Consider the following 13,197-nt stretch of genomic DNA (forward strand, 5'->3'; position numbering starts at 1 on the left):
GTAGTTAGTGGTTACTAGTTGAGAGTAAGTGCTTGGGAGTTAGTAGTTAAGTGCTAATGTAACCTAAGCCACCAAACACCAACCACAAACTACTAACTACTAACTACCAACCACCAACCATTAACCACTAACCACTAACTACTTCTTTATGCAAGAGCGCAAACCCCGTCAAATTGCTCGTGAATTGGCGCTTTTAAGCCTCAGCCAATTGCCAGTTAACCCAAAAAAATTAGAAAAAATGGAGCGGGATCAGCTAATACCCAAGTTGGTACTAGCAGCTGTACGCACCTTAAGATCTGAAGTACAAGACACTTTAGACAATGCTGCGGCCGAACTGCAACGCAGTAATGACCGCCTTTTAAGCAGCCAGACTCGTGCCACAGATCTGAACACTGCTAGAACAATGGTTAAAGAAGCGATTGAATGTACGCAAACAGCTATTAACAAACTAGCTGCAGCTGTGGAGTTTCCAGAACTTATTCAACTAGCTAATCAAGACAGAGAAGTCCGTGAATACGCCAAAGAGATCGTACTGACAGTTAATGAAAACCGCAACGAAATAGATGAACAAATTTCTACTGCTTTAGTAGACTGGCAAGTCACTCGCCTTGCTCATATTGACCGAGATATTTTGCGAATTGCTGTGGCTGAAATAAAGCACCTCGAAGTACCGCAGAGTGTAGCTATCAACGAAGCCGTTGAGCTAGCCAAGCGATATAGTGAAGAAGACAGCCATCGATTCATCAATGGTGTTTTGCGCCGAGTCATAGAACAGACAAAAGCGGCAACAACTCTCTAGTATACAGTTATGGGTCATTAGTCCTTTGTCCAGTGTCATTAGTCCTTGGTTCTTGGTCATTAGTTCTTGTTAAAAATTTAACAAATGACAAATGACAAATGACAAATGACAAAAGAAATTACACTAAACGTTAGATAAAAAGTTTTATAACACCGCTAGCTGCAATGGTTTTTAATTGGTTCCGCCGTCAACATAATGAGCCAACTGGTACTCCCTCTCAAGATAAACAGCCAGAAACGCCTGCTGTAAAAGAACCCCAACCAGAACCAGCCGCAACGTCAACGGCAGAAACTGCGGACGTAGCTGTAGACTTGCTTGCTTATGCAAAAGCAGCTTACAAGAATATTCAGCAAAGGCAGCAAACTGAGGAGGAAGCGACAACCCCAACTGGTGATGCAACAACGGAAACTTCCCAGCTACAGCTACAGGAAGTTGCAGAAACGCCACCAATTCAGGAAGTTGCCTTTGTTGCTGTTTCTGAAACAATTGCCGAACAACCAGACAATCAAGATGTGAGTGCAGCACCAGTGGAAGCAGTAACAACTGAAGAGCCAGTTGCTGAAATTGCCATGGACGAAAGTGCTGACTCCTCTGCCTGTGAGCGAGTGGAGAGTGGGGAGTCGGGAGTAGGGGAAGTTGAGATAACAAAAGAGGAAGAGCCAACTCAACCAGCAGCACCGGCAACACTCTCCTTTCTAGAAAGGGCAGCAGCAGAAAAGCAAGCAAAGCAAGAACGACTCATAGCCAGTGCGATCGAAACACCAGAACCAGAGGTAGCCCTGAATCAAGCTGCATCAACGACCGAAGAACCACAAATCACAGCAGAAATACCAGGGTTTGCCTTTGATGAAGGGTTCTTGTGGTCAACAGAAGTGTTGGCAGCACAAGGTAGGCGTCCGGAAGATGTTTCTATTGAAGAAATTACTTGGCTTAAAAAACTGCGGCAAGGTTTAGATAAAACTCGCCGTAATATCCTCAATCAACTTAAAGCTATCGTTGGTCAAGGTCCGCTGAACCAAGCAGCCGTTACGGCTATTGAGGCACTGCTTTTGCAAGCGGATGTTGGTGTTGAAGCAACCGACCATATTATCAACTCCTTACAGCAAAAGCTTCGACAAGAAGCTTTACCACCAGAAGAAGGTATTGCGTATCTCAAATCAATCCTTCGGGATATGCTAGATGCGCCGATACAGAAATCTGGCAAGCATTTTTTTGCGCCAGAAAAAGAAACGTTGAATATCTGGTTAATGACTGGAGTTAATGGTGTTGGCAAAACAACCACTATCGGTAAAATTGCCCATTTAGCTAATAAATCCGGTTATAAATGCTTGATTGGTGCTGCTGATACCTTCCGTGCTGCTGCTGTGGAACAGGTGAAGATTTGGGGTGCAAGAAGTGGTGTGGAAGTGATTGCTAATCCTGCTAAGAATGCAGATCCTGCAGCAGTTGTTTTCGATGCTATTTCCGCTGCATTGGCACGAGAAACAGAATTGCTTTTGGTAGATACTGCAGGGCGACTGCAAAATAAAAAGAACTTAATGGATGAGCTCAGTAAAGTTCGTCGCATTATTGACAAGAAAGCTCCTAATGCCAAGATCGAATCCCTGCTGGTGTTAGATGCTACTTTAGGTCAGAATGGGCTGCGACAAGCGGAAGTCTTTGCTCAAGCAGCACAACTGAGTGGAGTTGTGTTAACCAAGCTTGATGGCACCGCTAAAGGAGGTGTTGCCCTTGCTGTTGTACAGCAGCTTGGCTTACCCATTCGCTTTATTGGTGCAGGCGAAGGTGTTGAAGACCTGCGACCTTTTTCTAGCTATGAGTTTGTGGAAGCACTTTTAAGTGGTTAGTAGTTAGCAGTAGGGTGGGCACTGCCCAGCACTAACCAACTTGCGGTATAGCCCCACCTACTAACCACTATGTTTCCAATTTTTGACAAAAATTAATTACAAAAATATTCTCTAATGGTAGTTTAAATGTTGGCAGTGCCGTACTACAACTCGATCGCCCTGCTTAACTTTTGGCTCAAAAATCCCGTTATGTGAGGATTCTAAGCGTTGAACCCTTCAATTTTCATTTTTTTTACAAAAAAGAGATGACAAAATAAGGAATGTATGAGAGAATGTAAAGCCTTCTAGCGCTTTTCAGAAAGCCATTTCTATATAGGTCTGTTTTATAAAAAAGCACAAATCGTAAAATAACAAAAAAATTTATCTGTTACGTCTTTTTACTCTTGCTAAATTGACAATCTTGTCACAATATGATTTAGCAATACCAGAACAGAAGTATTTATATCTAATCTAGAATCTGCTTAAGTAAAGTGCAATTATAGCCGTGCCTGTGTCTCAACCACCATCTCAACCAAGTGAAAGTAATACAACTAGTGGCGCTACGGAGGTAACCCCTGTAGTGGCACTGAAAGAACTTGTGGCACGGCTCCATCGAGAACAAAATAAAATTCAAGACCTCCTTAGTTCTTTAGGATTTGCTCTCCGAAGTTTCAATAATCTCAATCAATTTTTGGAACTGATTCCGCTGATGGCAACAAGAGTGACCGATGCAGATGGCAGTGCCCTCTTTCTATACAAACCTAACGGTCAAGTGAGATTAGAGCAACTTCATTGGCAGGATAGCCGCCAACGGAAAAATATTCGTAAAGCATTAGAAACAGTTAGCAATCAAATTACATATGCACCAAACTCTCAACCTTTAGCAACAAGTACGTCGGTTTTGGACGACCATATGCATCGCCAGTTAGGACCAGATATACAAATTTTTGGTACGGCAATTCTGGTGAAGCATACAGAACGAGGGTGGCTCTATGTTTTAAGCCGCGACCCAGAATATACTTGGACGGAAACCCGACAAAAGTTAGTTCGGTTAGTCGCAGATCAAACAGCAGTTGCGATAGAAAATGATGAGTTAGCTGTAGAACTGAGGAAAAAAGAACGCCTCGACCAAGAACTAGAAATTGGTGCAGAAATTCAACGACGGCTTTTGCCCAGGCAGTGCCCCACAATTCCAGGTGTAGCCCTTGCCGCACGATGTAAACCCGCCAATCGTGTAGGTGGCGATTACTATGACTTTATTCCCACCAATCACCATCAAATTCACCACGATCGCAATGGTTCTCACGGGAAAATTGAAGAGCGTTGGGGTTTAGTGATTGGGGATGTGATGGGCAAAGGTGTTCCTGCAGGGCTGATTATGACTATGATGCGGGGAATGCTTCGGGGAGAGGTTCTCCACAGTCATACTCCAGGACAAATTTTACAAAATTTAAATCGAGTGATGTATGCGGATTTGGAAAATTCCCACCGCTTTGTCACGATGTTTTACTCAGAATACGACCCGACAACTAAAATTTTGTCCTACACTAATGCCGCTCATAATCCTCCTATATGGTGGCACGCCTCGACAAAAACTGTAACGCGGTTGGATAGTGTTGGTATGCTCATTGGTTTGGATGCCAATAGCCAATATGAAGATGCTAGGGCACAGCTAGAACCGGGGGATACTATTCTTTACTATACAGACGGTTTGACTGATGCTCCCTCTGCAAGTGGCGATCGCTTCGATGAAGAAAACCTGATTGTCGCCTTTAGCTATGCTTGTAGGATTTGTAATGGTCCAGAAGAAATTCTAGATTATCTATTTGACCGAGTACAACAATTTATCGGTGAGGACAGGCACAATACCGACGACATGACACTAGTCGTCTTGCAAGTTCAACCGGAGTTGGGACTTGAAATTTTCAATACTTAAAGACCAGTTTATTTGACAAACTGGGTTCTTTTTAGGTATAGGGAAATACATTTTTTCTAATGATAAAATTTTCTAATTGATTAGGTAAAGCGAACGCTAACCGTCCTTTTGTCATACAAAAATTTATACACATTCTCAGGCAATCTCATTCCTTTGACTAGCTAGCACTTTTGCACTACAGACAGATAGCGCCAACTGTGCAAAGGAATACTATGAAAATGTCATTAAGATACTTAAGGAAAATTAACAATGGGACCCTATCCTACGGATTCTACAGAGAAGGCATACAACGATAGCGATCGCAATGCTGTTAAGTTTGGCTTTACTCCTCAATCCGAATTGTGGCAAGGACGCTTGGCAATGATTGGCTTTCTCGCATATCTATTGTGGGATCTCAACGGCTATAGTGTAGTGCGTGACGTACTCAGTGTCATTCCTCGCTAACTATACGCTACTTTACCTTTCAAGCTAGAACCGTTTGTAAAGATCGTTATGAGTTTCGAGCAACGAGTGTTGAGTAGGAACTAGTCTCAGCACTCAAAGCTCATAAACACTCACAGCCCCCAAAGCAGGAACTGGTACTTGCAACACCCAATTTATGGATAACTGCTAAACCAAAGATGATTTTTGGTATAGTCATTGGGTATGTAATTATTAAAATATCTTAATATTTCTATACAATAGGAGTGCTGGTGTTGCTTGAAGCACGGCAATAATTACTAACAGACTTTTGCTGTCTAGTAATCTGTCTGCCATGTCACGATCTTTTTGAATTTTTACCCAAGTCGGAGTCAATAGAGTGATCCAACAATTAGAAAAACCACCCAGTCCTCAAATAAAACTGACCAGTGAATCTACAACTGGGCTTTTAATTGCTACTACCATAATTGTTGTATGGGCAGCCAGCTTAATTTTCTTACTCTCAGTTGATACTTCCAAACTTAATTTGTTGACTCTGTTACTTGCCATAATTTGGCAGACCTTTCTCTACACCGGGTTATTCATCACTGCTCATGATGCTATGCATGGGGTGGTATATCCTAGTAATAGCAAAATCAATCATTTTATTGGGACATTGTCCTTGTTACTTTACGGTTGGTTATCCTATAACAAATTAATCAAAAAGCACTGGATGCACCACCACCGTCCTGCTACTGAACTAGATCCGGATTTCCATAACGGTCACCACAAAAACTTCTTTGCTTGGTATTTGTATTTCATGAAAAATTACTGGAGTTGGCAACAAATTATTGTTGTAACTTCGGTCTATAATTTGGCTCATTACCTATTCCATTTACCTAAAGGTAATTTGAATTACTTTTGGGCAATACCCGCAATTCTAAGTTCCGTACAGCTGTTTTATTTCGGTACGTTCCTACCCCATCAAGAGCCAAAAGACGGTTATTCTGAACCCCATCGTGCCCAGACAATTTCACGTCCGGTTTGGTGGTCATTTATCACTTGCTATCATTTTGGTTACCATGAGGAACATCATGAATATCCTCATGTTGCGTGGTGGCAATTGCCAGAAATTTATCGCTTCAAGAAGAATGCATAATCCATATAAAAAAGTAGGGTGGGCACTGCCCACTTTGTTAATTTGGTGTGTTCTGCCCACTCTACAAAACTTGTGCCCATAGCGTCTATTAACTACTAAGTAAGTCAGTGAGAAAACACCAAACTATGTAACGAAAAGTAAAATCTTTAAATTTGGCTCGTAGTAGCGCTGTCTAGCCTGCGGCACGCAAGAGCGGCGAACGCATGCATCGCAACTACTAAGCAGTAACAAATATTTACACCAACTTACTTATCAATTACGAATCAATATGCTCTGTCTTTGCCGAGCAATATTGTTTTCTAATATGGGCGGACGCAAACAAAGATATGCAAGTGGACCGAGTAGAGGAACAAGTGATACTACCCAAAATAATTGGGGATTATGAAATCGTCGCCGTGCCATATCATCACCAAGAACCGTTGGAAATAAAAGGCAAAACAGGCACACTGCTAAACTCATACCATTGATAAAGCGATCGCTTTGGAACTGCAGCCAGAAATCCGCCCAATCCCCCAGAAAAAATCCATAAGCAAGTATCCCAAGGGTACTTAAACAGAGGATAATACCGAAAATGTGAGAATCCAGAAATTGCAGAAAAGCATCCTTTTGTCCGGCAAATTCTTGGTTTGCGTCTCGAAGAGCCAAATAAGGTAAAAGACCAAGTATACCCGCACCTACTCCTGCCAAAGCGAAGGGCCAAAAAGGAATCTCTTGCATTCTGCCATCAAAAAACAAAACACCGCAGTAAATCAATAGCAAAATACCAACGAGAGAGAATATTGAGAGTACAATAGCATTGATTTCTGACCAATTCAGACTCACAATGTTCTTTAGTAAAGTGAGAGTTTCCTCTAGGTGTAGTGGCGGAGCCAAAAATAAAATGTAGGCTATAAATCCAGCCCACAATGACCAAAGAGCTAATTTTCTATTCATGAATATTTAGTTTCCAGCTGGTTGTTGCTGATTGTGTACAGTGCCCATACCCGTTTTGGGTAAAGGCGGACGCAAGCACAAGTAAATCAAAGGACCAAACAAAGGGATCAAAGCTATTAACCAGAACAACTGAGGATTTTCCATATCCCGACGAGCCATATCGTCTTTAAGTAACGCCGGAAATAACAGGCAAAGCAGGCAAAAATCAATGCTCATGACATGGATAAAGCGGCTAGTTTGCCATTGATGCAAAAAATCTCCCCAGTCTCCTCCCCTAACACCATAGGCGACTAAAACAGCAGTGCCAACAGTTAAGGCAATACCAGTCAAGCGAGAATCCAGTATTGTCAGAAAAAGATTCTTTTCACCGGGAAACTTTGGATTGGGTTCCCGTAAAGATAGGTAAGGCAGCAAAGCAAACGCGCCAACGCCAAAGGAAGCAAGGGCAAAAATCCAAGCAGGAACTTTTTGCCCTCTACCATCAGCAAACACGAGCGTACCGTAAATCATAGGCCAAACACCCATGATATTAAAAAGTGCCACGACAAGAGGGTTGATTCCTTGCCACTGCCCAGTGGCAAGATTTTTAATCAACTCGAATGTGTCGGGTCGATTGGGAGGTGCGAAGACAAAAGCATAGACAATAAAGCCCAGCCAAAGTAACCCAAATGCAATTTTTCTCACCATAATTCAAGTTTTTAGTAGTTAAGGGTTAGTCGTTAGTAGTTAGTACTTGTCATTACTAATCACTAAGCACAAAACAACTTCTAAAAAATAAATTATCCCGGAATTTGGGCTGGATTCACTTGCCACCCACCTTAGAGGATGGAATGCTCGATCGTCCCACAAGAAAAACTTGGATATTTTTTAATTTAGAAGTCCCTAACAGTAACTATTAATCCATCAGTTTTGAATTTAGGCGAAGCAAGTGTTAGGAATTGAAGAGACTAAACGCCTCCGACAGGTAATCAGCTGCTGCTGACACAACTGCGATCGCACTTTCATAATCCAGGCGTGTTGGTCCAAGCACTCCCACACTGCCTACTGGTACTAAGCCTCGGCGGTAAGTGGAAGAAATCAACGAGCAACCCCGTATGGGTTCCAAGGGATTCTCAGCACCGATACGAACATTAACCCGAGGCTTGCCCACTTCCTCAGTTTCTGGTTGTTCAAATATTAACTGCCAAAGTTGGTCTTGTTCTTCTTCCAGCAGGTGGATAAGCGTTTGCACTTGCTGTAATTCAGAGAATTCAGGTTGGCGTAAAACCTCAGCAATACCGCGAACCATAATCTGTGTTGCAGATGGTTTAAAAGCGCGGCGAGTTAACTCTGCAAATGACTTTTTGACAAACTCGCTATAGCTTTGAAATTCCCGATCTAGTTCACTCCAGTCTAGATTAGCCAATTCTACTAGACCGCGACCCCGCAGATGACTATTCAAGAAGTTAGAGACTATTTGCAACTTATGGTCGATGGCTTCTGTGTCAGGTTGTACATCATCCTTTGGATGAGGTAGATCCATAACTGCTGAATGAGTCTCGTATCCATCTGTCACCACAATTAGCATGACTCGTCCCGCTTCAATTTGCACTAATTGTAGATGTCGCACCGCAGCAGTATTGGTTTGTGGCATAGTAATTAGGGTGATGCAACCACTTAAGGTTGACAAAATCTGTGCGGCTCCCTGTAGAAGCGCTTCCAAACTCCACTCTTCCCACTTAAGGTGTTGTTGCAGTACCACTTCTACCTCCCGTCCTAGGGTTTCAGAAGGGGTAATCAGCCGATCAACATAAATCCGATAACCGGAGTCAGAAGGTACGCGTCCGGCAGAAGTATGGGGTTGGTACAGGAACCCTGATTTTTCCAAAGCGCCCATAACATTGCGGATTGTTGCCGAGCTCACACCAAGGTTATATTCCTCAACTAGAGCTTTGGAACCGACAGGTTCTGCTGTGGCAATGTAATGACGTATGGTTGCCCAAAGTATATGTTGTTGCCGATTGGTTAACTGAACTTGCATAAGGGGTTTTTTACTGAAGCCGAATTTTAAGTAAAGTTTGAAAAAGTTAATGGAGACAACTCCAAAAAGGATTAATATTGTTAAGGCAAGATATCAAATTATGTACTTCTATGGAAATAAATTAAAGAAAGTTCCAGCACAGCCCCTGATAAAAGTATTTTTTAGTACAAAAGAATCTAGTTAAAAAGCTAATGAAATTGGAGTACAACGATTTCCCTCTCATCCTGGATGATTCCATAAGCTTCTCACAATCGCTGTATTTCAAGTTACCAATTTTTACCTAAGTCAAAAAAAATAGATGTGAGTGAAACAAGTGAGACACTTGCTTCAGAGGAATTAAGAGCGATCGCGTACTTGCTTAAACATAGCAAAAGTTAGTTAAATACGCCACACAAGCGGTTATAATCAACACTTCGGTAACCCAAAACTAGTACTGAGGAATTGAAGGGTCAACCAAAATTGAATAAGCATCTATTCCGCCTGTGATATTTTTAACATTTGTAAACCCTTGAGCGATCAACCACTGACACATCTGAGCAGAACGGACGCCATGATGGCAGAGTACGAGAGTTTCAGCGTGGGGATTCAAGCGAGTCTGAATCTGCTCTCCCCATTCAGCAAAATTGCTCAAAGGTAGATTGACAAAACCATCAATGCGAGCTATTTCCAGCTCTTGCGGTTCGCGCACGTCTACAAGCTGGAGATCTGGATCTTTTGCAGATAAACGTTGTGCCAGTTCCTCTACAGGAATTTCGGTGATTTGCTCGAAAGGTTTGCCTGTCATGAAGTTCTTACAATAATTGCCTGTATCTTCATGTTGGCAGAAAATCTTCCCTTTGGAGATAAGAACCCTGCCTCAAAGGGGGAAAGCTAAGCATCAGTAAACCAAAAAGTTTTTTCCTGAAGAGCAATCGCTTTTTGTTCCCACTGGTAAAGATTCTCTTCCTTCACTGCTGCCAATTCCAGAGCTAAGTAAGTATCCCAATACAAATAACCAGTTTCGCAGCGTCTCCACAAACGCTGTTGAATATCATCGGTCATTTGATTCAAATCGACATCACAAGCTAGCTCAGTAATCCAACTGATAGCTGTTTGAGGATCGATGCGATCGCATTTTTCAAAGTAATTACACTTATGACATTTAATACGATTTAATTCTTCTGAAGTGACCACGACTAGTAATCGAGAACGAGCACGAGTCAATAACGTGTACCACTGAAAAGTCTCTTCTAAAGATGGTTCACCAGTTCCATCAAATAAACAAAAAGCCACACAAGCTTCAAATTCTCGCCCTTTCGCTTGTTCCGCGCAATGCTTCTGGCACAATAAGCATTGTATTGCATTCATTTTGTTTATGAATTTCACAGGCAAATAGAGTAGCACATACTGTTTTGCCAGTTCCTGGAGCGCTTTGGACTACACAAACCCTATTCCTAAATATGTCAGTTAACCATTGGTTATATCCAAACAAGGTTCTGAGTGGTTGTTCAAGTACTTCTCTTTGGTACCGAGTCAATATAGGTGAGTAGCGATAAGTACTATATACAAATTTGTACCAATCGGAATCTCGTTGGTGATTCCAGTAGTAAGCTGGATGTTCAGCAAGTTCGGTTCCATGAGGGTTTATAAGTTCTGTGATTGTTATGGGACATTCGCGATCGCGAATCTCAAATGTATCGTCATAAACATCACCACGTAAACCAGCTTTTATGACGACAATGTCCCCACTTGACTCTCGTTGCCAGATAACGCGCAACTCGCCCGATCTAGTTCGCCGTAGGTTGTCGTATCCGCTTAAAGCAATCGTGTTTGTCCGTTCTTCCTGAGTTAAACGACACAAGATGTCATAGACTGTCTGGAGATCGCGAAATGGTAGTTTTTGTATTTCACGGAAGGCTGCCCGAATAATTTTCACCTGTACCATAAAATACTAACTGCCCCTAATATTCCCATTCGAGTTGAAAATTTACTATTTTTATTAGGCATAACAATTTTGAGCGAAGAACGAGCCGCAAGCCCCTGCCTTCTGGGGATGGGCTGAGCAGTACTTATGCCTAGAGAGTATAGGCAATGAGCGTTCGCGATTTAAACTAAGTCCTAGTAGTGACGCTGTCTTTAAATCCAGGCAGTTATATATTTGTTTGTGCGTTCATAGAAGTTTATGTAATAAATATGACACAACGCTTATTGTTCAAGACCATAACCGCTTGTCTTCTGGTGCTACTTTTGATTGGTACAGCTGGTTGTAACAGTACCAAAGCTCCTCCCAACCTCGTTACCCCTTCCGGGCAGCCAGATGCTGCTATATTTGTCTCCAAGCAAGCACCAGTGATGGTGTCATTGCTAGCAAATCCAGACCGCTTGCCAAGTTTGGAACGAGATGGAGAACTATCAAAGCTAAAAACAAGTTTATTGGCTAACACGAATATAGATTACCAACAAGATATTAAACCTTGGTTGGGAAATGAAATAACGCTGGCTGTTACCACTTTAGACTTAGATCGCGACTCGGAAAATGGACGGCAACCAGGGTATCTTATGGCACTCGCTACTCAAGAACCAGAAAAAAGCCGTGAATTTGTAGAGTTATTGTTTTCCAAAAGATCGCTTGCTGGGTCAAACTTAGCTGTCGAACAGTACAAGGGTATTAAGTTGATTTATGACACTAAGCAGGAAACGCCTGTAGAGGAAAAACGAGCAGGAGGATATTTTTCCAGTAAAGACCGACAATCTAAAGACAATTCAAAATCCACAACCCAAAACTCTCTTGCTGGCGCAGTTGTGGGCGATAACTTTGTGTTATTTGCTAACGATCCCAAAGTCCTGCGCGATGCCATTAATAACGTTCAAGCCCCAGACCTTAATTTAACCAGTTCTAGCAAATACCAACAAGCGATAAAAGAAGTGCCCAAAGACGCACTCGTTGTTGCTTTCTTTAATCTCCCGATTGTAGCAAAATGGCAAGGTCTGGAACCTGAAACCCAAACTTATGACAGCCAAATTGTTTCCCTAGTAGCGAACCGCACCGGATTGATAGCTGAAACTGGTTTACTCGCAAAGGAAAAAAATTTGCTTCTTCCCAAAGAACTCTCTAAACCAGTTGCCGCTTTACAATATATTCCAGCCTCAGCAGGTTTGACAGTTGCTTCTTCCAATTTAACCAATTTGGATAACAACAACTTAGCTCTTCTTTGGCAACAAGTTATAGCAGTTATGTCTGGTTCAAAAGAAGACACGTTTTCTGGATTGCTTCAACCTTTGGCAACACTTCAAAAGCGCTGGGGCATAAACTGGAAAGAAGATATTTTTAGTTGGGTACAGGGAGAGTACGCCATAGGATTGTTACCAGGTAAAGACCAAGCCAATCCCGATTGGGTTTTTGTGGCAGAAAAAACAGAGGCGACACCATCGGCTATTTCTCATTTAAATGAGGTCGCTTCATCTACTGGGCTTTCATTAAATTCCCTGACTTTAAACGAACAAAAAATATTCGCTTGGACTGAGTTAGCAGCTACCAGCACTCAATCTGCTCTTGCAAAAGACCGACAAACATATACCATCCAAGCAAAGGTACTTGGGACATACGCAGATGTTGGCGATTATGAGATTATCGCTTCCTCTATTGAGGCAATGGATGCAGCCTTAGGAGCAAAGGAAAATTCTTTGGCAAACAATAGTGATTTCCAAAACAGTATTGCTGCTTTACCCCAACCCAATCAGGGTTATCTTTTTCTTGACTGGACAAAAAGCCAAGAAATTGTTGAAACTCAGCTACCAATTCTTAAGTTTGTGGAAGTCATTGGCAAACCATTGTTTCAAAATTTGCGATCGCTCACACTCAGTAGTTACGGTAGCAATCCAGAATTACTTAAAGGCGGTGTGTTTTTCCAGTTTAATAGTTGAGGGTTAGTGGTTAGTAGTTAGTGGTTAGTGGTTACTTATTCTTTGTTAACTGGTTGTATCTAATAATTATTAACGAGCAATATCTAATCAACAACCACTAAAGACGTAGGGTGGGCACTGCCCACCGTTAGCTGCTGGGCTACTAAAGACGTAGCTGCTGGTCTACAAAATCTTACAAATGACAAAGGACTTTGGACAAAGGCCTAACTACTAACAGCCCTT

General features: G+C 42.1%; 12 protein-coding genes. 6 read left to right on the forward strand and 6 right to left on the reverse strand.

The window, feature by feature from the left end; all coding sequences use genetic code 11:
• The first annotated feature begins 148 nt into the window (after positions 1–148).
• The 5 genes from nusB (at position 149) to crtW (ending at position 6,119) form a co-directional block, all read left to right on the forward strand.
• A complete protein-coding gene (nusB, locus tag ACYRY3_RS38540; protein ID WP_460207022.1) occupies positions 149–799 on the forward strand; it encodes a transcription antitermination factor NusB in 651 nt (216 codons plus the stop codon).
• Between the two features lie 164 nt (positions 800–963).
• Positions 964–2,646 (forward strand): signal recognition particle-docking protein FtsY, encoded by a 1,683-nt coding sequence (gene ftsY / locus ACYRY3_RS38545; protein WP_460207024.1) that lies wholly within the window; start codon positions 964–966, stop codon positions 2,644–2,646.
• A 484-nt stretch (positions 2,647–3,130) separates the two neighbouring features.
• Complete coding sequence (locus tag ACYRY3_RS38550) at positions 3,131–4,561, forward strand: GAF domain-containing SpoIIE family protein phosphatase (protein ID WP_460207025.1); 1,431 nt, start codon at positions 3,131–3,133, stop codon at positions 4,559–4,561.
• Positions 4,562–4,810: 249 nt separating this feature from the next.
• Complete coding sequence (locus tag ACYRY3_RS38555; protein ID WP_460207026.1) at positions 4,811–5,005, forward strand: high light inducible protein; 195 nt, start codon at positions 4,811–4,813, stop codon at positions 5,003–5,005.
• 358 nt (positions 5,006–5,363) lie between these two features.
• Positions 5,364–6,119, forward strand: coding sequence for a beta-carotene ketolase CrtW (gene crtW / locus ACYRY3_RS38560; RefSeq protein WP_460207188.1), 756 nt, complete (start codon positions 5,364–5,366; stop codon positions 6,117–6,119).
• Positions 6,120–6,371: 252 nt separating this feature from the next.
• On the opposite strand, the gene ACYRY3_RS38565 is transcribed toward crtW, so the two are convergent.
• The 6 genes from ACYRY3_RS38565 to ACYRY3_RS38590 form a co-directional block, all read right to left on the reverse strand.
• Positions 6,372–7,052 carry a hypothetical protein gene (locus tag ACYRY3_RS38565; RefSeq protein ID WP_460207027.1) on the reverse strand — a complete coding sequence of 227 codons (681 nt, stop codon included), beginning with the start codon at positions 7,050–7,052 and terminating at the stop codon, positions 6,372–6,374.
• 6 nt (positions 7,053–7,058) lie between these two features.
• Positions 7,059–7,739, reverse strand: coding sequence for a DUF2834 domain-containing protein (locus ACYRY3_RS38570; RefSeq protein ID WP_460207028.1), 681 nt, complete (start codon positions 7,737–7,739; stop codon positions 7,059–7,061).
• 244 nt (positions 7,740–7,983) lie between these two features.
• Entirely contained in the window at positions 7,984–9,072 is a 1,089-nt protein-coding gene (gene hrcA, locus ACYRY3_RS38575) for a heat-inducible transcriptional repressor HrcA (protein ID WP_460207029.1), read from the reverse strand.
• 427 nt (positions 9,073–9,499) lie between these two features.
• A complete protein-coding gene (locus tag ACYRY3_RS38580) occupies positions 9,500–9,856 on the reverse strand; it encodes a rhodanese-like domain-containing protein (RefSeq protein ID WP_460207030.1) in 357 nt (118 codons plus the stop codon).
• Between the two features lie 86 nt (positions 9,857–9,942).
• On the reverse strand, positions 9,943–10,344 hold the full coding sequence (locus ACYRY3_RS38585) for a hypothetical protein (protein WP_460207031.1): 402 nt from the start codon (positions 10,342–10,344) through the stop codon (positions 9,943–9,945).
• A gap of 7 nt (positions 10,345–10,351) precedes the next feature.
• Complete coding sequence (locus tag ACYRY3_RS38590) at positions 10,352–10,996, reverse strand: hypothetical protein (RefSeq protein ID WP_460207032.1); 645 nt, start codon at positions 10,994–10,996, stop codon at positions 10,352–10,354.
• Positions 10,997–11,244: 248 nt separating this feature from the next.
• Here ACYRY3_RS38590 and ACYRY3_RS38595 point away from each other — a divergent pair, with 248 nt between their 5' ends.
• Complete coding sequence (locus ACYRY3_RS38595; RefSeq protein ID WP_460207033.1) at positions 11,245–12,975, forward strand: DUF3352 domain-containing protein; 1,731 nt, start codon at positions 11,245–11,247, stop codon at positions 12,973–12,975.
• The last annotated feature ends 222 nt before the right edge of the window (positions 12,976–13,197 follow it).

The organism is Scytonema sp. NUACC21 (genome assembly GCF_054684315.1).

Bases quoted from the DNA above. Each gene is read 5' to 3' on its own strand.
- nusB (WP_460207022.1), top strand. From the start codon at position 149: ATGCAAGAGCGCAAACCCCGTCAAATTGCTCGTGAATTGGCGCTTTTA.
- ACYRY3_RS38570 (WP_460207028.1), bottom strand. From the start codon at position 7,739: ATGGTGAGAAAAATTGCATTTGGGTTACTTTGGCTGGGCTTTATTGTC.
- ACYRY3_RS38565 (WP_460207027.1), bottom strand. From the start codon at position 7,052: ATGAATAGAAAATTAGCTCTTTGGTCATTGTGGGCTGGATTTATAGCC.
- ACYRY3_RS38580 (WP_460207030.1), bottom strand. From the start codon at position 9,856: ATGACAGGCAAACCTTTCGAGCAAATCACCGAAATTCCTGTAGAGGAA.
- hrcA (WP_460207029.1), bottom strand. From the start codon at position 9,072: ATGCAAGTTCAGTTAACCAATCGGCAACAACATATACTTTGGGCAACC.
- ftsY (WP_460207024.1), top strand. From the start codon at position 964: ATGGTTTTTAATTGGTTCCGCCGTCAACATAATGAGCCAACTGGTACT.
- ACYRY3_RS38590 (WP_460207032.1), bottom strand. From the start codon at position 10,996: ATGGTACAGGTGAAAATTATTCGGGCAGCCTTCCGTGAAATACAAAAA.
- ACYRY3_RS38595 (WP_460207033.1), top strand. From the start codon at position 11,245: ATGACACAACGCTTATTGTTCAAGACCATAACCGCTTGTCTTCTGGTG.
- ACYRY3_RS38555 (WP_460207026.1), top strand. From the start codon at position 4,811: ATGGGACCCTATCCTACGGATTCTACAGAGAAGGCATACAACGATAGC.